The 19,492-nt window shown below is 57.2% G+C and carries 18 protein-coding genes; 12 read left to right on the forward strand and 6 right to left on the reverse strand.

What is annotated here, in order from left to right; translation table 11 throughout:
• Positions 1-316: 316 nt before the first annotated feature.
• Genes SIC14_RS12295 through SIC14_RS12310 form a run of 4 tightly spaced genes read right to left on the reverse strand, consistent with a single transcriptional unit; the run spans position 317 to position 2,418 of the window.
• On the reverse strand, positions 317-787 hold the full coding sequence (locus SIC14_RS12295) for a hypothetical protein (RefSeq protein WP_412562215.1): 471 nt from the start codon (positions 785-787) through the stop codon (positions 317-319).
• A gap of 47 nt (positions 788-834) precedes the next feature.
• Complete coding sequence (locus SIC14_RS12300; protein ID WP_412562216.1) at positions 835-1,419, reverse strand: luciferase family protein; 585 nt, start codon at positions 1,417-1,419, stop codon at positions 835-837.
• A 3-nt stretch (positions 1,420-1,422) separates the two neighbouring features.
• On the reverse strand, positions 1,423-1,911 hold the full coding sequence (locus SIC14_RS12305) for a nuclear transport factor 2 family protein (RefSeq protein WP_412562217.1): 489 nt from the start codon (positions 1,909-1,911) through the stop codon (positions 1,423-1,425).
• A gap of 27 nt (positions 1,912-1,938) precedes the next feature.
• On the reverse strand, positions 1,939-2,418 hold the full coding sequence (locus SIC14_RS12310) for an ester cyclase (protein WP_412562218.1): 480 nt from the start codon (positions 2,416-2,418) through the stop codon (positions 1,939-1,941).
• 139 nt (positions 2,419-2,557) lie between these two features.
• On the opposite strand from SIC14_RS12310, the gene SIC14_RS12315 reads away from it, so the two are divergent.
• The gene (locus SIC14_RS12315) at positions 2,558-3,433 is read left to right on the forward strand and encodes a LysR family transcriptional regulator (protein ID WP_412562219.1); all 876 of its coding nucleotides are present in this window, start codon (positions 2,558-2,560) and stop codon (positions 3,431-3,433) included.
• Between the two features lie 481 nt (positions 3,434-3,914).
• Here the strand turns inward: SIC14_RS12315 and SIC14_RS12320 are convergent, their stop codons facing one another.
• Complete coding sequence (locus SIC14_RS12320) at positions 3,915-4,514, reverse strand: helix-turn-helix domain-containing protein (protein WP_412562220.1); 600 nt, start codon at positions 4,512-4,514, stop codon at positions 3,915-3,917.
• A 127-nt stretch (positions 4,515-4,641) separates the two neighbouring features.
• On the opposite strand from SIC14_RS12320, the gene glyA reads away from it, so the two are divergent.
• The 3 genes from glyA to SIC14_RS12335 all read left to right on the forward strand — a co-directional run bounded on the left by glyA (position 4,642) and on the right by SIC14_RS12335 (position 8,377).
• Complete coding sequence (gene glyA, locus SIC14_RS12325) at positions 4,642-5,901, forward strand: serine hydroxymethyltransferase (RefSeq protein WP_412562221.1); 1,260 nt, start codon at positions 4,642-4,644, stop codon at positions 5,899-5,901.
• A gap of 242 nt (positions 5,902-6,143) precedes the next feature.
• Positions 6,144-7,523, forward strand: coding sequence for an alanine/glycine:cation symporter family protein (locus SIC14_RS12330; protein WP_412562222.1), 1,380 nt, complete (start codon positions 6,144-6,146; stop codon positions 7,521-7,523).
• A gap of 164 nt (positions 7,524-7,687) precedes the next feature.
• A complete protein-coding gene (locus SIC14_RS12335; RefSeq protein ID WP_412562223.1) occupies positions 7,688-8,377 on the forward strand; it encodes a GntR family transcriptional regulator in 690 nt (229 codons plus the stop codon).
• Positions 8,378-8,380: 3 nt separating this feature from the next.
• Here SIC14_RS12335 and SIC14_RS12340 read toward each other — a convergent pair whose 3' ends face one another.
• On the reverse strand, positions 8,381-9,745 hold the full coding sequence (locus SIC14_RS12340) for a formimidoylglutamate deiminase (protein ID WP_412562224.1): 1,365 nt from the start codon (positions 9,743-9,745) through the stop codon (positions 8,381-8,383).
• Positions 9,746-9,822: 77 nt separating this feature from the next.
• Between SIC14_RS12340 and hutI the strand changes: the two genes are divergently transcribed.
• From hutI to SIC14_RS12380, 8 genes are all read left to right on the forward strand, one after another.
• Complete coding sequence (gene hutI, locus SIC14_RS12345; protein WP_412562225.1) at positions 9,823-11,025, forward strand: imidazolonepropionase; 1,203 nt, start codon at positions 9,823-9,825, stop codon at positions 11,023-11,025.
• Complete coding sequence (hutH, locus tag SIC14_RS12350) at positions 11,022-12,560, forward strand: histidine ammonia-lyase (RefSeq protein ID WP_412562226.1); 1,539 nt, start codon at positions 11,022-11,024, stop codon at positions 12,558-12,560. Before hutI ends, hutH begins: the two co-directional genes overlap by 4 nt.
• The gene (hutG, locus tag SIC14_RS12355) at positions 12,557-13,384 is read left to right on the forward strand and encodes an N-formylglutamate deformylase (RefSeq protein WP_412562227.1); all 828 of its coding nucleotides are present in this window, start codon (positions 12,557-12,559) and stop codon (positions 13,382-13,384) included. Before hutH ends, hutG begins: the two co-directional genes overlap by 4 nt.
• A gap of 11 nt (positions 13,385-13,395) precedes the next feature.
• Positions 13,396-15,069 (forward strand): urocanate hydratase, encoded by a 1,674-nt coding sequence (gene hutU, locus SIC14_RS12360; protein WP_412562228.1) that lies wholly within the window; start codon positions 13,396-13,398, stop codon positions 15,067-15,069.
• Positions 15,070-15,395: 326 nt separating this feature from the next.
• A complete protein-coding gene (locus SIC14_RS12365) occupies positions 15,396-16,679 on the forward strand; it encodes a PAS domain-containing protein (protein ID WP_412562229.1) in 1,284 nt (427 codons plus the stop codon).
• A gap of 917 nt (positions 16,680-17,596) precedes the next feature.
• The gene (locus SIC14_RS12370) at positions 17,597-17,785 is read left to right on the forward strand and encodes a hypothetical protein (RefSeq protein ID WP_412562230.1); all 189 of its coding nucleotides are present in this window, start codon (positions 17,597-17,599) and stop codon (positions 17,783-17,785) included.
• A 21-nt stretch (positions 17,786-17,806) separates the two neighbouring features.
• Entirely contained in the window at positions 17,807-18,403 is a 597-nt protein-coding gene (locus tag SIC14_RS12375) for a hypothetical protein (protein WP_412562231.1), read from the forward strand.
• Between the two features lie 210 nt (positions 18,404-18,613).
• Positions 18,614-19,297: a recombinase family protein gene (locus SIC14_RS12380; RefSeq protein WP_412562232.1), complete on the forward strand. Its 684-nt coding sequence runs from the start codon at positions 18,614-18,616 to the stop codon at positions 19,295-19,297.
• Positions 19,298-19,492: the final 195 nt, after the last annotated feature.

Genomic DNA, 19,492 nt, shown 5'->3' on the forward strand with positions numbered 1-19,492 from the left:
TGGTATTCTGCGGATGCGGGCGAACTGGCGCAGATAGCGCCGACACAGAAGGCGTAGGGCGGATCATTGGTGGCTAAAATGACGGTTCGCTACCGCAAAAAGGTGATGCACTGTGTTTTTTGGTCAACAAAGCGCGATGACGTCATCATGATAGTGTTGATTTCGCCCCATTTGTAGAAACAGGTGCGAAAAAACATCTGGCCATCAAAAGCCGCCGTTTGGGAAATATGCGGCGAACGACGGGAGAGAGCCCAAAGTGCCGGATGCTGCACATCTGATCGAGAGTCAGCTGTTGGAAACATGCCTTGTCAGTGCATTAAGACGACACACTGCATTCTGCCTGCACTTTAAAAAAGATACTTCGAAACCCTGGCAGCATCAGCATGACGAAGAACAAAACATCAAGCGTCGTTTGGATAACGGGTGCAGTAAATGGATTGCCGCCGTTGGTGAACCGCTCAAATGCGATCGGTTCGCCAATCAATGACAGGTTGGTCAGGGCGCCGATGTGGTCCGTTATGGACAGCGTCAGATATGTGAAGGTCAGCGTCCAGGAAGTAAAGTTGCGCCATTTCCAAACCGCAAAGGCTAGCGGAATAGCAAATACGGCGGTCACCACATCAAGAATGGCAGGATACATCCAACCGGGCGCATCTATACCATTGGCAGCACTTGTGATCAGCGGGATCGCGATGAACCTGATCAACTGGGCAAGTATCCAGATGATTAGTCCGAACAGAAAAATCAGCTGTGCCTTGTTAAGGGTTGTCGGTGCTTCGTTTGTCATCTTTATCTTTCGTTTCTTTGGGTTTAGACAAATCGCAAACGCCTGAGTTACGTTGCTGGGCGTCCAGTAATGAAGCGATAAGAGCTTTCCAGCAGACGCAGAACAACCTCCAATTCGGTCTCGGTCTGCGGTGTATAAATCATGACAAAGCCCTCCCACCCAGGGCGTTCGTCTGCCCAAGGATGCGCTATGGCCCAACCCGTGCGAACTGCTTCGCGGGCGACGGTGGGGTCTAAGGAGGCGTGCAAACTGCCATCGGGATGGACATGCGCAAATTCGCCGCCACCGACAACGGCTTGAGGGTTGGCCAACGGCAGATCGGTGTCCAGTTGGAACCCTATAGCGCCGGGTAGGGACACACGGGTGGCGCCCAAGCGAACGCCGGGAAATGTGTCCACATGCGCCAGCATCTTTTCCGTTAGCTCTGGCAACGGTTCAACACCAAGCTGAATGTGTGGAACGTCGTTTGTTGTCTGGGGGCGCTCTGCCTCACGTTCAGGAAGCGATACCGCCTGGGCAACTACTTGCGAACCTGTGACAAGCAGAAAAGCCGCCGCCAAAGCAAAGAATCCACTCGAAAACTTGGACATTTTGATTTCCTTTCCTTTGGCGACTGCAATGGTTTGAAACATCGATTAACCGTTATAGGCTTGGCTGACCGCGTAGCTGTCTTCGAACCAGTTCCAAAGAACGACCTGACCGTTGCGCACTTTGGCCCGAAGGGCGAAGGTAAACTCGCCGATTTCTTTGCCGGATTTCGTGGTGATCCCGTTCATATCGCCAAAGATCGCAACCGTATCGCCCGAGGCCAGTACATCAGTGTTTACCCACTTGGTTGTCTGAAAGTTCTGGCTGAACACACCCAAAAAGCCGATGATCGCCTCTTTCCCTTCCCAGGGCCCAATCCACGGGATGTTCGGGTCGCCTTCGTTCATCCAGACCATATCGTCGGCCATCAGGATCCCCATCGCCTCCATGTCTCCGCTGCCCATGGCGCCCATCAGCGCCATGACGGTATCCAGACTGGCCTGGGACTCGTCTTCGTTTCCTGCGAGGGCGACCGAGGCGATGGAAGCGCCTGCGGCGGCGGCTGCGGACGCGATTATTGCTTGGCGTCTATTCATTCTTTCGTTCCTCCTAATGCTTGAAGATTACCGGCCCGAAAGCTGCTGCAATGCGCCTGCCCAGTCTTCCACGTGATGGGTCTGAACGATTTTGCCGTCTTCCAAAGTGTGAATGTCGATTGACATAATCTCAAAGCTGCGGCCTTCGCCGTCGACACCAAAGAGTGGCCCTACCGGCGTACCTGTGGCGCGACCACGCACGATCACTTTCCCATTGGCTTCGATCATATCTTCGACGGACCAGTTCAAATCAGGGATCAGCTTCGAAAAACCGCCAAGCTGACCGATGAACGCTTCGCGCGACTTGGCGTCACCCGAGTAATCACCGATGCTCTGCCAATCATCTGCAATAACAGCGACCAAAGCTTCTGCGTGAGTTTCCGAGCCCGGATTGCTGAGGAAGTCATAGAATTTCTGAACGTTTGCTTTGTCATCAGCGAAAGCGCTGGTGGCGAGGGTTGCGGCAGCAATTGAAAGGGCTGCGACTTTTGTTCTCAGATTGGTCATCGAGGTCTCCGTCAGTTGGTGGCGCAATCGCGCCGTTGTTCATGCGACCAATATGGACACTTATGGATGTTGTAATTAGATGGTATAAATAAGTTTAACTGTTCGGATTACTTGAATAATGATTGATAGACTTCGCCAAATGGCCATCTTCGCCAAAGCGATAGACCATGGCTCCTTTCGAGGTGCCGCGCGAGAGCTGAACCTTTCGCCATCCGTGGTCAGTCATCACATCTCGCAGCTTGAAGACCACCTTGGTGTCGCGCTTCTCTATCGCACGACAAGAAAACTCTCGCTGACGAGTGAAGGAACAAGGCTACTGGCAGCGACCCACAATATGATGGCAGCTGTGGAAGGAGAGTTGCAGCAGCTTGCGGAAACGGCAAATGAACCAAGCGGAGGGCTTCGCCTGACGCTTCCATCTGTTTTATCTTCGTCAGAGATCACTGATCAGATTGCGGCGTTTTCCCTCAAATACCCAAAGATCAACATGACCGTTGATTATTCGGATAAGCGCCGAAGCCTGATTGATGACGGTTTTGATTTGGCGATCCGCATGGGACCAGACGCGAAGAATTCCGCAACGACGCGAAAGCTGTTTGCCGTCAAGCGCGTGCTGGTTGCTTCTACAGATTACCTTTCAGATCGCGAAGACGTATCCGATCCGAAGGAAACCTTGAATTGGGAGTGGTTGGCGTTAACTCCCGTTCAGAAAGGTTCGCTGAAGCTGAAGAACGCCTCGACTGGCAAAACGATACAAATCAAACCATCTGCGCACATGCTCACCAATGATGCGCAGGCTTTGCACCGCCTCGCACGCGCGGGTGCGGGATTGGCAATTGTGCCCGAATTTCTTGTCGCAAAGGATATTGAAGACGGGGTGATGTCACAGATCCTGCCTGAATGGGAACTGTCGTCGATCGTTGCGTTCGCCGAATGGCCCGCGAACGCCCCCAGAAACGGACTAATACACCTTGCGTTGGAAGCGTTGAGTGATGGTGGGTCTAGGGCATCCTGAGCAAGCTGATGCTCGAGAGCAGCCTTTCAATGTCTAAGTGTGAAAGGTTGCTTTGTCCCGCACTGCTGACTTTCAGAAACGCTTCGGCGAACAGCGGCTCGCCTGATCGTTGTTAAGGCGCTTCTATTCAGGTTGTTGGTTCGGTCTGATAGAACCCAGAGCAACCGAGTGAGGATTTGCTTTTCATGGGTGTCTGCGAGGCAATCAGTAACTCCACTAGATGTAGGTAGTTCATTGCGAAGTTTTTGGTCAGTATGCCGTACCGCTGTGATAAGAGTGTGTTGATACAAAAAGGTTTTTCGTGTGTGGGTAGGTAATGTCAAGTGGAGCGCCACAGGGGAAACGGCCTGCGTTGGCCTGTGTGATCTGATCCGTTGGTTCGAAGGACAAAGACCCCCCCTGGCAATGTGATTTGCCGGGGGGCTTTTGTTTGAGAAGGTCAGCTGTTGGACAGGGACGTCGCACCGCGGATCGCAGGGCGTTAGTTCAGCGACACCCAGAGCACCTTGGCGTCTTCCTTGCTGGTGGAAATGCAGCCGTGCCCCATTCCGCTGTCATAGTAGACCGAGTCACCCGCTTTCATGGGCCGGGGGCGATAATGTTCGCAGAGGAACAGCAACTCGCCGCTGAGCACATACATGAATTCCTCCCCGTCATGACGGATCCACTCTTCGAAATCTTCTTCGCTGCGGGCGGTGATCGTGGAGACATAGGGGATCATGCGTTTGCTGGTCAGTTCGACACAGAGCAATTCATGGATGTAAGTGGGGGTCTCTTTCAGTTCACCTTCACCTGCTTGTGAGAAATCGCGCCGCCCCCGCATCGCGTCGTTGGTGGACTGGGTGAACAGCTGCGGTGTGGCGATGCCTAAAACCTCGGTCAGTTTTTGGACGATTTCAAAACTGGGTTTGGTCTGGTCGTTTTCAATCTTGGACAGGGTGGAACGGCCGATTCCGGCTTGTTCGCTTGTTTCCGCTAGTGTCCATCCTTTGGACTTTCTGGCCAGCTGGATCCTTTGACCCAGTGTTTCGCCAGCTTTGGAAGAGGATTTCTCTGCCATGGCGGGGTTTTGTTCTGGCATGAAATTCTCCCTGTTTTCCTAAAGTTATCGCAAACCAGATGGATCAGCAAATATCCAATTGGAGAAATTTGTTGATAAATGTGGAATAATTCCCTTATAGGAAACAAAAGTAGCTTTTGGGGGAATCATGCTGCGATTTAATGACAGTCTGGAGAACCGGGATGGGGTGATTTTCGGCGCCATTTCGAAAGAGATGCAGCGTCAGCGTGCGCAGGTCGAACTGATCGCCTCTGAGAACATTGTGAGCCGCGCGGTGCTGGAGGCCCAGGGCTCTGTGCTGACAAATAAATACGCCGAGGGCTATCCCGGGCGCCGCTATTATGGCGGCTGCGAACATATGGACACGGTCGAAGCCGAGGCCATTGACCGGGTGAAGGCGCTGTTTGGCAGCGCATTTGCCAATGTACAGCCGCATTCAGGGGCGCAGGCCAATGGCGCTGTCAAATTGGCCTTGCTGAACCCCGGTGACACTATTTTGGGCATGTCATTGGACGCGGGCGGGCATCTGACCCACGGGGCGCGTCCTGCCTTGTCCGGCAAGTGGTTCAAGGCGGTTGCCTACGGTCTGGACAACAACGGTCTGATCGACATGGCCGCGGTGCGCCGATTGGCGATTGAACACAGGCCTCAGATGATCATTGCTGGCGCTTCGGCCTATTCCCAGATCATCGATTGGGCCGCGTTTCGCGCCATTGCTGACGAAGTTGGCGCCTATCTGCTGGTGGATATGGCTCATATCGCCGGATTGGTGGCCGCTGGGCTGCATCCCTCCCCGGTGCCACACGCGCATATTGTGACCTCCACCACCCACAAAACACTGCGCGGCCCCCGTGGAGGCATCATCCTGACAAATGACGCGGCTTTGGCAAAGAAAGTGAACTCTGCTGTTTTCCCCGGTTTGCAGGGCGGGCCGCTGATGCATGTCATTGCCGCAAAAGCCGTGGCTTTCGGAGAGGCGCTGGAACCGACCTTCAAAACATACTGCCAATCGGTGGTTGCCAGTGCCAAGGCCTTGGCTGAGGTCATGCAGCAACGCGGCTGCGCCATTGTTTCAGGGGGCACGGAAAACCATCTGATGTTGGTTGATCTGCGTCCCAAAGGGGTGAAGGGCAACGCCGCAGAAGATGCTCTGGAACGGGCAGGCATCACTTGCAACAAAAACGGTGTTCCGGGAGATCCGGAAAAACCTGCAGTGACAAGCGGCATTCGGCTGGGCACCGCGGCGGGCTGTTCGCGTGGGTTTGGGCCGGATGAGTTCCGCGAAATCGGCGGGCTGATCAGCGATGTGCTGGATGCTCTGGTTGAAACGCCAGAAGGCGACGCCAAGGTCGAAGCGGCCACCCGCGCCGAGGTCGAGGCGCTATGTGCGCGTTTCCCCATTTATTGAAAGTGGCGTGAACACCTCGCGGCAGCGTTGTGGAGCGCGCTGCCGCCGTAATGGCGTCAGCCTCAGGCATCGTCATCCAGGAAGAACTCAAAACCAGAAGAGCGGGCACGCACCTAGGATTTCATGGTGTTGGAACCCCTCCGTTCACGCAGCTGTCTGTCAAAGTGGCCAAAGACGTTGCGCGCCTAAATCAGTTGCGTCTGAGCAGCTGAAGCGAATTGAAACTAAAGGAGGAGAAAAACATGGAAATGATCAACTCGGTCGTAGGCTGGGTCAACGGCGTGGTGTGGGGACCACCGATGCTGATCCTGATTTTGGGCGTAGGTGCCTTTATGCAGATCAGCCTGAAGCTGATGCCGATCCTGCGCATGCCGCATGGTTTCCGACTGCTGGCCAAGGGCCGCAAGGGGACCGGAGAAGGGCAAATTTCGCCGTTTAACGCTTTGATGACTGCCCTTTCGGCGACAATCGGCACCGGTAACATCGCAGGGGTAGCCACCGCAGTGTTTCTGGGCGGGCCTGGTGCTTTGTTCTGGATGTGGATGACCGCCCTTGTGGGGATGGCAACCAAATACTCGGAAGCCGTGCTGGCGGTCAAATTCCGTGAGCGCGACACAGCCGGAAACTACGTCGGCGGCCCGATGTATTACATCAAAAACGGTCTGGGTCAGAAATGGGCCTGGCTGGGGGCGGCTTTTGCCATCTTTGGCGCAATTGCAGCCTTTGGGATTGGCAATGGCGTGCAGGCCAACGGTGTCGCGCAGGTACTGGAGGCCAACTTTGGCTTCAACACATCTGTGACCGGGGTTGTTCTGATGGTGCTGACAGGCGCTGTGATCCTTGGCGGGATCACCCGTATCGGCGCAGTTGCCGGGGCCTTGGTGCCGTTTATGGCCGTGTCCTATGTGACCATTGGTCTGATCGTTTTGATGCTGAACGCGGACCAGCTTGGCAATGCGCTGAACCTTGTGTTCACCCATGCCTTCACCTCCACCGCGGCCGAAGGTGGTTTTGCAGGCGCCGCAGTTTGGGCCGCAATCCGTTTTGGTGTGGCGCGGGGTGTATTCTCGAACGAGGCTGGCCTCGGCTCGGCCCCGATTGCACATGCGGCAGCGGAAACCAAAGGTCCGGTAAACCAGGGTCTGATCGCGATGTTGGGCACCTTTATCGACACCATCATTGTGTGCTCGATCACCGGGCTTGCCATCATCACTTCGGGTGTCTGGACCAGCGGGGAAAGCGGCGCAGCCCTGACGTCGCTTGCCTTTGAAACCACCTTGCCCGGCTTCGGCGGCTATATGATTGCCATTTCGCTGTCGATCTTTGCCTTCACCACCATCATTGGTTGGTCTTACTACGGTGAGAAATGTGTGGGCTATCTGATGGGGGCGAAGGTTCTGCTGACCTACCGTGTGTTGTGGATCGCGATGATCTACTTTGGTGCAACGGCGGATCTGGGCTTCATCTGGCTGCTGGCGGACACGCTGAACGCCATGATGGCGCTGCCGAACCTGATTGCGATCGCGCTGCTGAGCCCGGTTGTGATCAAAGTCACGCAAGAGTTCTTTGCCTCGGGTGGCGCGACAGAAGAGCCTGGCTCGGACAAGTCGCCTGCAGAGTAAATCAATAGTGAGGAGCGTTCGCGCTCCTCATTCTCCGTCTGCCCGGTTTTGAAGCGGCCCTGATTTGAGGCGGTACTGTGTTCGCACACGGCGGGTTCATAAATCGGGTTTAATAATAATATGTATGCCCTAAACTGTCGGTCAGAAGGACAGGGGGCAATCTGATGAAAACGGCCTTTAGGGATGTGAAAGACGACATTCGCCGCCGGATTGTTCAGGGCGTTTGGGGGGCAGGTGATCTGTTGCCCAGTGAGGTGGCGCTGGCGGAGGAATTCCAATGTGCCCGCGCAACTGTGAACCGCGCGATGCGTGAACTGGCCGAAGAGGGGTTGGTTGAACGCAAACGCAAGGCCGGCACGCGGGTGTTGGCGTCGCCCGTGCGGCAGGCGCGGTTCCACATTCCCATTGTTCGAAATGAGATTGAAAGCGGCGGTGCAATCTACCGCTACGCTTTGGTCAGCCGCGAGGTCATCCCGACACCTGATTGGCTGCGGGCGCGTCTGGGGCTGGAACAGGGTGGGCAGGTGCTGCATCTGACCTGCATGCACTACGCAGACAGCAGCCCCTATCAGTTTGAGGATCGCTGGATCAATCTCGCCGCTCTGCCGCAGGCGGCAGAGGCAGATTTCACCACCGTCGGTCCCAATGAATGGTTGATCGCTGAGGTGCCCTATTCAGATGCTGAGATCAGTTTTTCGGCCATGACTGCTGAGGCCGAGGTTGCGCAGCATCTGGGCTGTGGGGTGGGCGATCCCCTGTTTCTGGCCGAGCGGTCAACCTGGTTTGAAGAGCGTGCGATCACCCATGTCCGTCTGGCATTTCATCGCGGCTACCGGATGACAACGCGCTACTGAGGGTCACAGCCCGTCCCGCAGCGTGCGAACCGCTTTGCGATAGGCATTGGTGATTTCCGCCCGTCGGATGTGTTGGCCTTCCTGCACCAGATGCCGCCCCGCCGCCCAGACGTCTGAAATCATTCGATTGTCCCCGGTGAAGGCGAAACTGTCGAGCAGCGTGTCCTTCTGAAGACCTTCGAGATCAATATGTTGCGTGTTCAGCGCCAAGAGGTCTGCCCAGCCGCCAACCTCCAGACATCCGCTGCCTCGCCCCGCGGCCTGGGCGCCTCCATGGCAGATCGCCTCAAACAGACGGCGACCAGTGGAGTGTTCTGCGGTTGCCATTGCTGCGCGAGAATGATCCCGGAGGCGCTGGCTGGTGTCCAGCTGGCGCAGCTCTTCGGCCAGCGATATTCGAATGTTGCTGTCGGACCCGATCGACATGCGGCCGCCCGCATCCCCCCAGCGGATGCCGTCAAAGACACCGTCACCCAGCGAGGCTTCGGTCAGGGGGCAGAGCCCCGCCACCACGCCGGTTTTGGCCAGCGTGTCGGTTTCTTTCGGCGTCATTTGCGTCAGGTGGATCAGACACCAACGCGGGTCCAGCGGCAGATTGTCCAATGCCCAATCCACCGGGCGGGCACCCCAATGCGCTTGGACTTCCTCCACCTCTGGGATCTGTTCGGCCAGATGCAGGTGGACTGGCCCTTCAGCCACCCAACCGGCGGCGCGCCTCAGATCCTCCTGCGAGACGGCCCGCAGGGAATGTGGGGCAACACCAAGTACGGTGTCGGCGGGCAGGGTTCCTAATGCAGCCCTGCTGGCCTCTATCAATCGGGCAAATTGGTCGGGATCATTGCCAAACCGCACTTGTCCAGGCGCAAGAGGGCGCTGATCGCAGCCGCCAAATTGATAGTGAACTGGCAATAAGGTCAGGCCGACCCCGCTGGTTTCCGCTGCTGCTGCAATCCGTTCCGCCATTTCGCCAAGCCGGTCATAGGCACGGCCACCCGGTTGGTGATGCAGGTAGTGAAACTCCACGTTTGTCGCAAAGCCCGCTTCCAGCATTTCCATCTGAACCAGGGCGGCGATTGCCTGCACCTGATCGGGTGTCAGCGCGTCAAGGAAGCGGAACATCAGATGCCGCCAGGTCCAGAAGCTGTCTGATTTGCTGGCGCCACGCTGTTCTGTCAGCCCCGCCATCGCGCGTTGAAAGGCATGGCTGTGACTGTTGGCAGGGGCTGGCAGCAACGCGCCGACACAGTGCCCGACAGGCGGGCTGTCTGGGGTGACACTGGCGATGCGGCCATCGGCCCCAACCTCAACACGCACGTCTTTGGCCCAACCATCTGCGGTGAGCGCCTGCTCTGCCCAAATCACATTCATGGCGGTTCCTTGCTTGACTGATTATTATGTGCAGACATAATGCAAATTAATCTGAACTGAGCAAGGGATTCGTCAAGATGCTCCTGACAAACGCCAGAGTGGCCACTATGACCGAAGGCGAGGCCGTCGAGCCCTATGGGCTGATCGAGGCTGGGGCCGTTGTGGTGCAGGGGGAGCGTATCCAGTGGGTTGGCGCGGCGGCGGATCTGCCTACTGATTTCCGAGATCAGGAGACAACGGATCTGGAGGGGCGTTTGGTGACGCCTGCCTTGATTGACTGCCACACGCATATCGTTGCGGGGGGCAACCGGGCGCGTGAGTTCGAAATGCGTTTGCAGGGGGCGAGTTATGAAGAGGTCGCCCGCGCCGGTGGCGGGATTGTTTCAACGGTAAAGGCCACCCGCGCCGCCTCGGAAGTGGAGCTGCTGGCCGACGCGCTGCCCAAGGTGGACGCATTGATCCGCGAGGGCGTCACGCTGTTGGAGGTGAAGTCGGGCTACGGGTTGGATCTGGAAGCCGAGTTGAAGATGCTGCGGGTGGCTCGTCGGATCGCGCAAGAGCGGCCGGTGCGGGTGAAAACCACTTTCCTTGGCGCCCACGCAGTGCCGCCTGAGTTCAAGGGACGCGACGATGCCTATATCGATACCGTCTGTATTCCCGCCCTGCGTGCCGCGCATGACGCGGCGCTTGTAGATGCGGTAGACGGGTTTTGCGAAGGTATCGCCTTTCAACCGACACAGATCGCGCGGGTGTTTGAGGTGGCTAAAGAGTTGGAACTGCCGGTTAAACTCCATGCGGAGCAGTTGTCAAACCTGGGCGGTGCGGCGCTTGCGGCCGGTTACGGCGCGCTCAGCGCAGATCATATCGAATATTTGGACCACGCTGGCGTTGCAGCGATGGCGGCGGCCGGCACGGTTGCGGTGTTGCTGCCCGGCGCGTTTTACACCCTGCGCGAAACCCAAGTCCCCCCGATTGACAGCTTGCGCCGGCAGGGCGTGCCTATGGCATTGGCGACAGATGCTAACCCCGGGTCCTCGCCGCTTACCTCGTTATTATTGACCATGAATATGGGCTGTACCCTGTTTCGCATGACGCCAGAAGAGGCCCTGGCAGGGGTTACGCGCAACGCCGCGCAGGCGTTGGGACACTCTGACTGCGGCACAGTTGAAGTTGGCAAACGGGCGGATCTTGCCATCTGGGATGTCACTGATCCTGCCGAACTGGCCTACCGCATCGGCTTTAACCCGCTACACAAACGTATTTTTGGAGGTCGCGCATGAGCGTGCTTGAACTGACCCCCGGTGCCGTCACATTGGCACAGCTGGCTGAGGTCTATTGGAACGAAACCGCCGTCTCGCTGGATCCGGCCTGCAAGCCTGCGGTGGAAGACGCGGCCGCGCGCATCACGGCAGCGGCGGCAGGGGACGCGGCGGTTTACGGCGTGAACACAGGCTTCGGCAAGCTGGCCAGCCTGAAAATCGCGCCCGAGGACACGGCCACCCTGCAGCGGAACCTGATCCTTAGCCATTGCTGCGGTGTTGGCGCGCCTGTCCCGCGCCGGATGACCCGTTTGATGATGACGCTGAAGCTGTTGAGCTTTGGCCGTGGGGCCAGTGGCGTGCGGTGGGACTATGTCGAACTGCTGCAAGCTATGCTGGCGCGCGGTGTCACCCCCGTCATTCCGGCGCAGGGGTCGGTTGGTGCATCGGGCGATCTGGCGCCGCTGTCGCATATGACGGCGGTGGTGATTGGCGAAGGCGAGGCCGAGTACAAGGGCGAGGTCCTGTCTGGTGCTGAGGCGCTTGCGCAGGCTGGTCTGACACCGATCCAGCTGGGGCCCAAGGAAGGGCTGGCCTTCATCAACGGCACACAGTTTTCAACAGCCTTTGCCCTGGCGGGGCTGTTCGAGGCCTGGCAATCGGCGCAAAACACGCTGGTGATTTCGGCCATGTCGACGGATGCGATCATGGGCTCGACCGCACCATTGCAGCCTGAGATTCATCAGCTGCGTGGCCAGCGCGGCCAGATCGAGGCGGCAGCGGCGATGCGTCAGATCCTTGATGGCAGCGAAATTCGCGAAAGCCACCGGGATGATGACAGCCGGGTGCAGGATCCCTATTGCATCCGCTGTCAGCCGCAGGTGACTGGCGCGGCGATGGATGTGCTGCGACAAGCGGCTGCGACGCTGGAGATTGAGGCCAATGCCGCAACCGACAACCCGCTGGTGCTGACGGAGGCCGGTCTGATTGTTTCGGGTGGCAATTTCCACGCGGAACCCGTGGGGTTTGCGGCGGATATGATTGCGCTGGCCGTATCGGAAATCGGCGCGATTGCGCAGCGGCGCATTGCCCTGATGGTGGATCCAACCCTCAGCCACGATCTGCCGCCCTTCCTGACCCCAGAGCCGGGTCTGAACTCGGGCCTGATGATCGCGGAGGTGACGACAGCCGCGCTGATGAGTGAAAACAAACATCTCGCCAATCCCTGTGTCACCGACTCGACCCCAACCTCGGCCAATCAGGAAGACCATGTTTCGATGGCGGCCCACGGGGCGCGGCGTTTGATCCAGATGGTGGCAAACCTGAACCGGATTTTGGGGGTGGAGCTGCTCTGTGCAGGGCAGGGGATCGAATTCCGCGCACCCTTGACGACTTCGGACCCATTGCAAGCGGCGCTGGCGCGGCTGCGGCAGGATGTGGCGACGCTTGGAGCGGATCGCTACATGGCGCCCGACCTTGAGGCAGCTGCAACCCTTGTGGCCGAAGGCCAGCTGACCGCGGCCTGTGGCATTGCCCTACCGGAGCTTGGCGCATGAATATCGTTGAGGTCACCCAGGGTGACAGTCCGATCATCCTTGGCCAACCGCACGGCGGCACCTATGTGCCCGATGATATCTTTGCACGGCTTAATGAAAACGGGCAGCAGCTGGCGGACACCGATTGGCATATCGGGCGGCTTTATGACGGGCTGCTTGAGGGGGCGACGGTGGTGGCGTCAAACATCCACCGCTTTGTGATCGACGCCAATCGCGATCCTGAAGGGGCTTCGCTCTATCCCGGTCAAAACACCACCACGCTGGTGCCACTTACCGATTTTGACGGCCAGGCGATCTGGCGCGCGGGTCTGGAGCCCACTCCAGAGGGGGTGGCAGAGCGACGTGCGCTTTATCACGCGCCCTATCATGCGGCGCTTGCCGCTGAAATCGAACGGGTGAAGGCGCGGCACGGGGTGGCGATCCTTTATGACTGCCACTCCATCCGGTCCGATATCCCCTTTCTGTTTCCAGGCCAGTTGCCGGTGTTTTCCATCGGGACAAACATGGGGGCAACCTGTGATCCGGCGGTTGAGACCGCTGTAAAAGAAGTTGCTATCGCCGCCGATGGTTTCGAGGCCGTTACCAACGGTCGTTTCAAAGGCGGTTGGACCACCCGACACTATGGCCGTCCGGTGCAAAATGAACATGCCATCCAGATGGAATTGGCGCAGCGCAGTTACATGGAAGAAGCAGCGCCTTGGACCTATCGCCCTGATCGCGCCGAGATGCTGCGGCCCCACCTTCGCAAACTTCTGAAATCCCTCAATGACCTTGCTCTGTCCGGTGCGCTTTCTGGCGACCTGTCTGACGCGCAGCCCCGATAAGGAGATCCGACATGACCGATCCGCGCAAAAACAACCGCGATATCTTTCCGCCAACTGGCCCCGAGCTGAATGCCAAAAGCTGGATGACCGAGGCGCCTTTGCGGATGATGATGAACAACCTGCATCCCGACGTGGCGGAAAACCCTCATGAGCTGGTGGTCTATGGCGGCATCGGCCGCGCCGCCCGGACTTGGCAGGATTTCGACAAAATCGTCGAGACACTGAAAGATCTGGAAGGGAATGAAACCCTTGTGGTGCAATCGGGCAAGCCGGTGGCAGTGGTCCGAACCCATGCGGATGCACCGCGCGTGTTGATTGCCAACTCTAACCTGGTGCCGCATTGGGCTAATTGGGACCATTTCAATGAGCTCGATAAGAAGGGCTTGATGATGTACGGCCAGATGACGGCCGGGTCGTGGATCTACATTGGCACCCAGGGCATTGTGCAGGGCACTTACGAAACTTTTGCCGAAGCGGGACAGCAACACTATGGCGGCGATTTGACCGGCAAATGGGTGCTGACCGGTGGTCTGGGCGGCATGGGCGGTGCGCAGCCACTGGCCGCCGTGATGGCGGGCGCTTGCTGTCTGGCGGTGGAGTGTGACGAATCCCGCGCCGATTTCCGTCTGCGCACCCGCTATGTGGATGAAAAAACCGATAGTCTGGACGAGGCGCTGGCGATGATCGACCGCTGGACCAAAACGGGGGAGGCCAAATCCGTTGCTCTGATCGGCAATGCGGCAGATATCTTTCCCGAGATCCACAAACGAGGCATCCGCCCGGATATCGTGACCGACCAGACCTCAGCACATGATCCGGTGAACGGATACCTGCCGCAGGGGTGGAGCGTGGCCGAATGGCGCGCCAAAGCGGAAACCGAACCCAAAGCGGTTGAGAAGGCAGCTCGTGCCAGCATGCGCGTTCAGGTCGAGGCGATGGTCGCGTTCCACAAAGACGGGGTGCCGACTGTCGATTACGGCAACAACATTCGTCAGATGGCGCTGGAGGAGGGGCTGGAGGACGCCTTTGCATTCCCCGGTTTTGTCCCGGCTTACATCCGTCCGTTGTTTTGCAAAGGTGTCGGGCCGTTCCGGTGGGCCGCGCTGTCTGGCGATCCGGAAGACATCTACAAAACAGACGCTGCGATGAAGAAACTGTTCCCCGAGAACAAGCACCTGCACAACTGGCTCGATATGGCGCGGGACCGGATTGCGTTTCAGGGGCTGCCGGCACGGATCTGCTGGATTGGTCTTGGCGACCGTCACAAGGCTGGGCTGATGTTCAACGAAATGGTGGCCTCGGGCGAGCTGAAGGCCCCCGTGGTGATTGGCCGGGATCATCTGGACAGCGGCTCGGTCGCGTCCCCCAACCGCGAAACAGAGGCAATGAAAGACGGCTCAGATGCGGTTTCGGACTGGCCGTTGCTGAATGCATTGATCAACACGGCCTCAGGCGCAACCTGGGTCAGCCTGCATCACGGCGGGGGGGTCGGCATGGGATTCAGCCAGCACTCGGGTGTGGTGATTTGCGCCGATGGTACACCAGAGGCGGCGCAACGGCTGGAGCGGGTGCTGTGGAACGACCCGGCCTCAGGCGTTTGGCGGCATGCGGATGCCGGTTATGACACTGCCATAGATTGTGCTCACAAACATGGTCTACGGTTGCCGGGAATTTTAGGCAATTGAGCTTTCCAACGCTTTAAAAGCCCCCAAATGCCAAGAGCGGTAAACCCAGTCAGCGTCGCACAAAAGGTGCGGCGCAGATGTATCAAATGGTGACATTGTGATGCGCGGCCGACATGTATTCAGTTGCCTTGGTCAAAACGCCGCACCTCACAAGTTTACCCGAAAATGGCCTCCGTTCTCTCTAAACAGATGCAATCCTAAGTCGTTTCCCTACTGTGGCGTGGTCACAAGTCTGATGCGGTGGGCTTCAAAACGGAAACCCCGTCGCTGCCCTGAGCGCGCCGCCCACCTCTGGAAGCAAACGTAACGAGTAGGGATTACATAAAATGAACATGGAACCGGCCGGAAGTTTCGTCGCTGACGAAGATCTGGTGCCCCCACGGTTTCGCCCGCGGATCAACGAAGAAGAAGCCTACGGTATTGAAGAGCTTTTCTTCTCTCGCACTGATGAACGCGGCGTCATCCAATCGTACAACGATACATTTGAACGAATTGCCGGTTTTAACCCCGGCGAATTGCTGGGTGCGCCGCACAAGCTGGTGCGCCATTCCGACGTTCCCAAAGCCGTCTTCTGGCTGTTGTGGAACGGGTTGAAGTCGGGTGTCCCGGTTGGCGCCTATGTGAAAAACAGAACCAAAAGCGGCAAGTACTACTGGGTCTATGCGGTGGCATCGCCAATCACAGGTGGCTTCCTCTCCGTGCGGATGAAACCCTCCAGTGATCTTTTCGCGCAGGTGCAGCAGCTCTATGATGCCGCACTGCAGGACGAGGCGGATCTGAACCTAAGTCCCGAAGACAGCGCACACCGCCTGTTGGAGAAGCTGCAAGGCCTTGGCTTTCCGTCCTATGCCATGTTCCAGGCACATGCCTTTTACACAGAGTTTGAGGCTCGGCGCGAGGTGTTGGACCGCCCCAAGGATTCCGTTGTGGCATGCGTGGATGTGATCACCAGCAACACCGAGGTGTTCCAGCGCGAATTGGCAATGCTGGCGCGCAAATTTGATCAGGCCGTGCTGTTGATCACAAACATGGAGATCGTCGCCAACAAGCAGCAGGCGGGGCAGTCGGTTCTGCGCGAAATTGCCCGCAACTACAGTCTGAAGATGCGCGGGATTGAAGCCCACCTTGAGACGGTTCGGGTTGCCGAGACCTATGAGGGCATCTGGGGTGTGTCGCGTGACCAGAATTCCTATTTTCTGCTTTGCGCCGCGCAGCTGATGGAAGACATGAACGCCCAGTTCGAAGATCAGGCCCGTCAGGTCGAAGGTGTTTCAAAGGAACAAGACACTGGATTCCTTCACGGCCTGCTCAACGATTACAAGGCCCAGTCGGTTTCTGCGGTGATGCAAAGTGTCGAGGCGGCGCTTGCAATCAAAACCAACACCGAGTTTCTGCGCCAGTTGATCCTAACCCTCTCGAACATCCGGATCGCCTGCCGGGTCGAAATGGCCCGGCTGACGGACACAGTCGGGGGGCTGGGGGAGATCCTGACCAGCCTGGACACCTTCCATTCGGAAGTGGACGCACATCTTAGCAATATCCTGGGGGCTGCAGACGAAATCGTCAAAGGTGTCGATCAGTCGATGAACGGATCCGAGGCCGTCTTCTGATCCGTCCCGATAGGATTCCCGAAACCACAGGGCGGTGTATTACCGCCCCTGCCTTCGGTTTGCCCCCCAGTGTGCCCCGCGCCGGCTGTTCAGTGAAACTGTGCTTTGAAGTCCGTTGCCGTGAGCGCAACATGTGCGCTAAGAGGTGGGCGGAGTTCAAAAGCCTTCGGCTCTCTTTTGAAATTCCAGGATCAAATTCTGCCGCCTGTGCCGAGGGCTTGTCGCCATTCCTGCTATCCAAATGATGTCGACATCAGCGGAAACCGCTCGTTCAAAGTAGTGCTAGCCGTGTTTCGAACCGAGATTTCTCAACTGTTCAACCCTGATCGCCTTCGCACAAATGTTCGTGCGAGCAAAATCATAAAACCCTGCAGAATATGAAGAAAATTGAAATTCGTGAGGATTTGAGGGCAAAACAAATCAATGGAGGCGAGTACCGGACCCTCCTCCATTGCTATAACCCATTGAATAGCCAAAGTTGGGCGAATGCAAGGTTGCTAGATGTGTCACACTTTGTGTCACACCCGATTGGCGCGGACAAGTTGGATCGTTACAATGCTGCTAATGCGCTGTCCGTGCACAGTTGGGTGGCGTGTGTGTGGGGGGGGGCTAGGTCGGCGCGAGGGTTGAAATCTGGCTTAAGATCTCTAGGTTAGGAATGCGCTAACCGTGGCGTGAGAAAATGACCACAATTCACGGTGAGACCATCGGATATCGCTTGAATTGCCCTGATGAACAGGTGTAAGCCAAGAGTAACAACGGGTAATGTGAGACTCGGATTGGCTCTCGATAGGGGTTGTCATGTGGGCAACTTTTAGTAGTGAGGGCTAATATTGGGTGTATCTGCGTCGTTGTGGTCTATATGTAGCTGTCGGGTCGTGTAGTAGGCCCGTCTGAACAACTGAGAGGGATTCGGAATGGCTAATCAACTTGAACTGGCTCAAAACCGCCTCTTCGGAGCGGACGGTCTCGGTGTGTCAGATTTTAAAATGTACCCGGGCACCTCGCGTGAGGTGTCGAAGGCGCAGTTTGCCGAGCAGATCAATAAGGTTCTTGCCCAAGTAGAGGCAGGGGACTATGAACTTGTAGAAGAGTATGAAGATTAATCTACAGGTTGTGAGGCGTGAGTGTCATTTAAGGAGCTTTACGACTTTGCCCAGACCGAAGCGGTCTATGGGCAGGGTAAGCGTTACGTGTCTCGGGCTGTCCTAAAGGATAAGGCTGTCGAGGTAGCGGGAATTGAGAAGGTCGTCCATATCCAAACCGGCGCAGACCTAGGGGTCTCGCGCGGTTTTTGGCTTGCGCCCACAAACAAAAATCACCCTCTGGTGAAGCAGCTAGGCTGCCACATCATTGTCACTCAGCGTGGTCTAAATAACTGCTGGGACCGGTTTGTTTACGTGAAAGAGTTGACGCATCTATTTGATGTGGAGCAGGAGCGTACGGCCTCTGCAGAAGACTTTGATGGTCTTCTGGGTGAGTTTGCTACGCTGGAGTCGTTGTCAGGTGGCTCGCCTCAGTTTCTTTCTGAGGCAAAGGCTGTATGGGCTGCGCTCGCGCTTCTTTGCCCTGAAGAGCAGCGGCTGACTTTTGAGAAAGAGCGTAATGCTGTCATGATAGATGACTACGAAATCGCGTTACGTCTGCGTATTCCGCAAATTCATGTGCCCAAGCTGTTTAGCCCAAGCTACCAAGTGGCTCTTAAGGCTCTTCTCGACGGGTGACGTCGTTGACTTGAGAAAAAGTGGCACATTTTTGTGGGGCGGTGTCTATAGCCTATAGGTTGTCCATCTTCCCCCTTACCCCTGGTCTTTAGGAAGGCTGGTGTGGCAAGGGTATTGGGTGTGTTGGGGTTTCATTCACAACCATCGTTGACATTTGCAACATGGTGCTGTTCGACTGTCGGCTGTATGCTGACCGAGGGGTAAGGCAGGATGAAGCAGTACGCAGTCTACCGTCGTGTGAGTACGAAGGAACAGGGGCGCAGTGGGTTAGGGCTGGATGCACAGGACCGTGATATCGCCCTGTACTTCGAAGGGTTCTCGGCTGGCCCCTATGAGGTGGTGGAGACCTTCACAGACGTCCTGAGTGGAGCGGATGACGACAGGCCGCAACTCTCTGCTGCTCTTGATCTTTGCCGCAAGACGGGCGCGACCCTACTGGTGAGCAAGCTGGATCGTCTGTCCCGGAAAGTCTCAACCATTGCTGCCTTGATGGATGACAAGCGCGTCAAGCTGCGGGTGGCATCCATGCCCAATGCTGACAAGTTTCAGCTGCATATCTACGCGGCCCTTGCCGAGCAGGAGCGGGAGTTCATCTCTGCTAGGACAAAGGCGGCTCTGGCCGAGGCAAAGCAACGAGGGGCGAAGCTGGGCGGTCTCAGAGACAAGACAATGCAGCGCAACAAGACCGTGCAGGCGAATGCTCTGGCTCGGGCTGAAAAGGTTGAGGGGATTGTGATGCCGTTGCGCCAATCTGGAGCCACTTTACGTGAGATCGCCGACCGTCTCAATCGAGCAGGCGTACAGACCGCAAGAGGAGGTCGCTGGCAGGCTTCTCAGGTGAAAAGGGTGGTGGAGCGGCTGGAGGCCCGACAAGGCCCCTGTGGGGCGTTCTAGGGGCGCTCAGAAGGGAGGACGGTTTCTCTGGGTCGCACGGGCATTGGGGTAGACCTTGATTGCCATGGGCAACACCGGGAAGTAGTCAAAGTAAAGTGCTGATCCAGCACCAACTTCTGACATTTATGAGGGTACGATGAGCGGAAACGGTAATGATACTAGGGGCAGCGTTGGAGTTCGAAGAAGAGTACCATC

The organism is Thalassobius sp. MITS945101, assembly GCF_047123305.1.
Lineage (GTDB): Bacteria > Pseudomonadota > Alphaproteobacteria > Rhodobacterales > Rhodobacteraceae > Thalassobius.

Bases quoted from the DNA above. Each gene is read 5' to 3' on its own strand.
- SIC14_RS12295 (WP_412562215.1), bottom strand. From the start codon at position 787: ATGACAAACGAAGCACCGACAACCCTTAACAAGGCACAGCTGATTTTT.
- SIC14_RS12300 (WP_412562216.1), bottom strand. From the start codon at position 1,419: ATGTTTCAAACCATTGCAGTCGCCAAAGGAAAGGAAATCAAAATGTCC.
- SIC14_RS12305 (WP_412562217.1), bottom strand. From the start codon at position 1,911: ATGAATAGACGCCAAGCAATAATCGCGTCCGCAGCCGCCGCCGCAGGC.
- SIC14_RS12310 (WP_412562218.1), bottom strand. From the start codon at position 2,418: ATGACCAATCTGAGAACAAAAGTCGCAGCCCTTTCAATTGCTGCCGCA.
- SIC14_RS12315 (WP_412562219.1), top strand. From the start codon at position 2,558: ATGGCCATCTTCGCCAAAGCGATAGACCATGGCTCCTTTCGAGGTGCC.
- SIC14_RS12320 (WP_412562220.1), bottom strand. From the start codon at position 4,514: ATGCCAGAACAAAACCCCGCCATGGCAGAGAAATCCTCTTCCAAAGCT.
- glyA (WP_412562221.1), top strand. From the start codon at position 4,642: ATGCTGCGATTTAATGACAGTCTGGAGAACCGGGATGGGGTGATTTTC.
- SIC14_RS12330 (WP_412562222.1), top strand. From the start codon at position 6,144: ATGGAAATGATCAACTCGGTCGTAGGCTGGGTCAACGGCGTGGTGTGG.
- SIC14_RS12335 (WP_412562223.1), top strand. From the start codon at position 7,688: ATGAAAACGGCCTTTAGGGATGTGAAAGACGACATTCGCCGCCGGATT.
- SIC14_RS12340 (WP_412562224.1), bottom strand. From the start codon at position 9,745: ATGAATGTGATTTGGGCAGAGCAGGCGCTCACCGCAGATGGTTGGGCC.
- hutI (WP_412562225.1), top strand. From the start codon at position 9,823: ATGCTCCTGACAAACGCCAGAGTGGCCACTATGACCGAAGGCGAGGCC.
- hutH (WP_412562226.1), top strand. From the start codon at position 11,022: ATGAGCGTGCTTGAACTGACCCCCGGTGCCGTCACATTGGCACAGCTG.
- hutG (WP_412562227.1), top strand. From the start codon at position 12,557: ATGAATATCGTTGAGGTCACCCAGGGTGACAGTCCGATCATCCTTGGC.
- hutU (WP_412562228.1), top strand. From the start codon at position 13,396: ATGACCGATCCGCGCAAAAACAACCGCGATATCTTTCCGCCAACTGGC.
- SIC14_RS12365 (WP_412562229.1), top strand. From the start codon at position 15,396: ATGAACATGGAACCGGCCGGAAGTTTCGTCGCTGACGAAGATCTGGTG.
- SIC14_RS12370 (WP_412562230.1), top strand. From the start codon at position 17,597: ATGGCTAATCAACTTGAACTGGCTCAAAACCGCCTCTTCGGAGCGGAC.
- SIC14_RS12380 (WP_412562232.1), top strand. From the start codon at position 18,614: ATGAAGCAGTACGCAGTCTACCGTCGTGTGAGTACGAAGGAACAGGGG.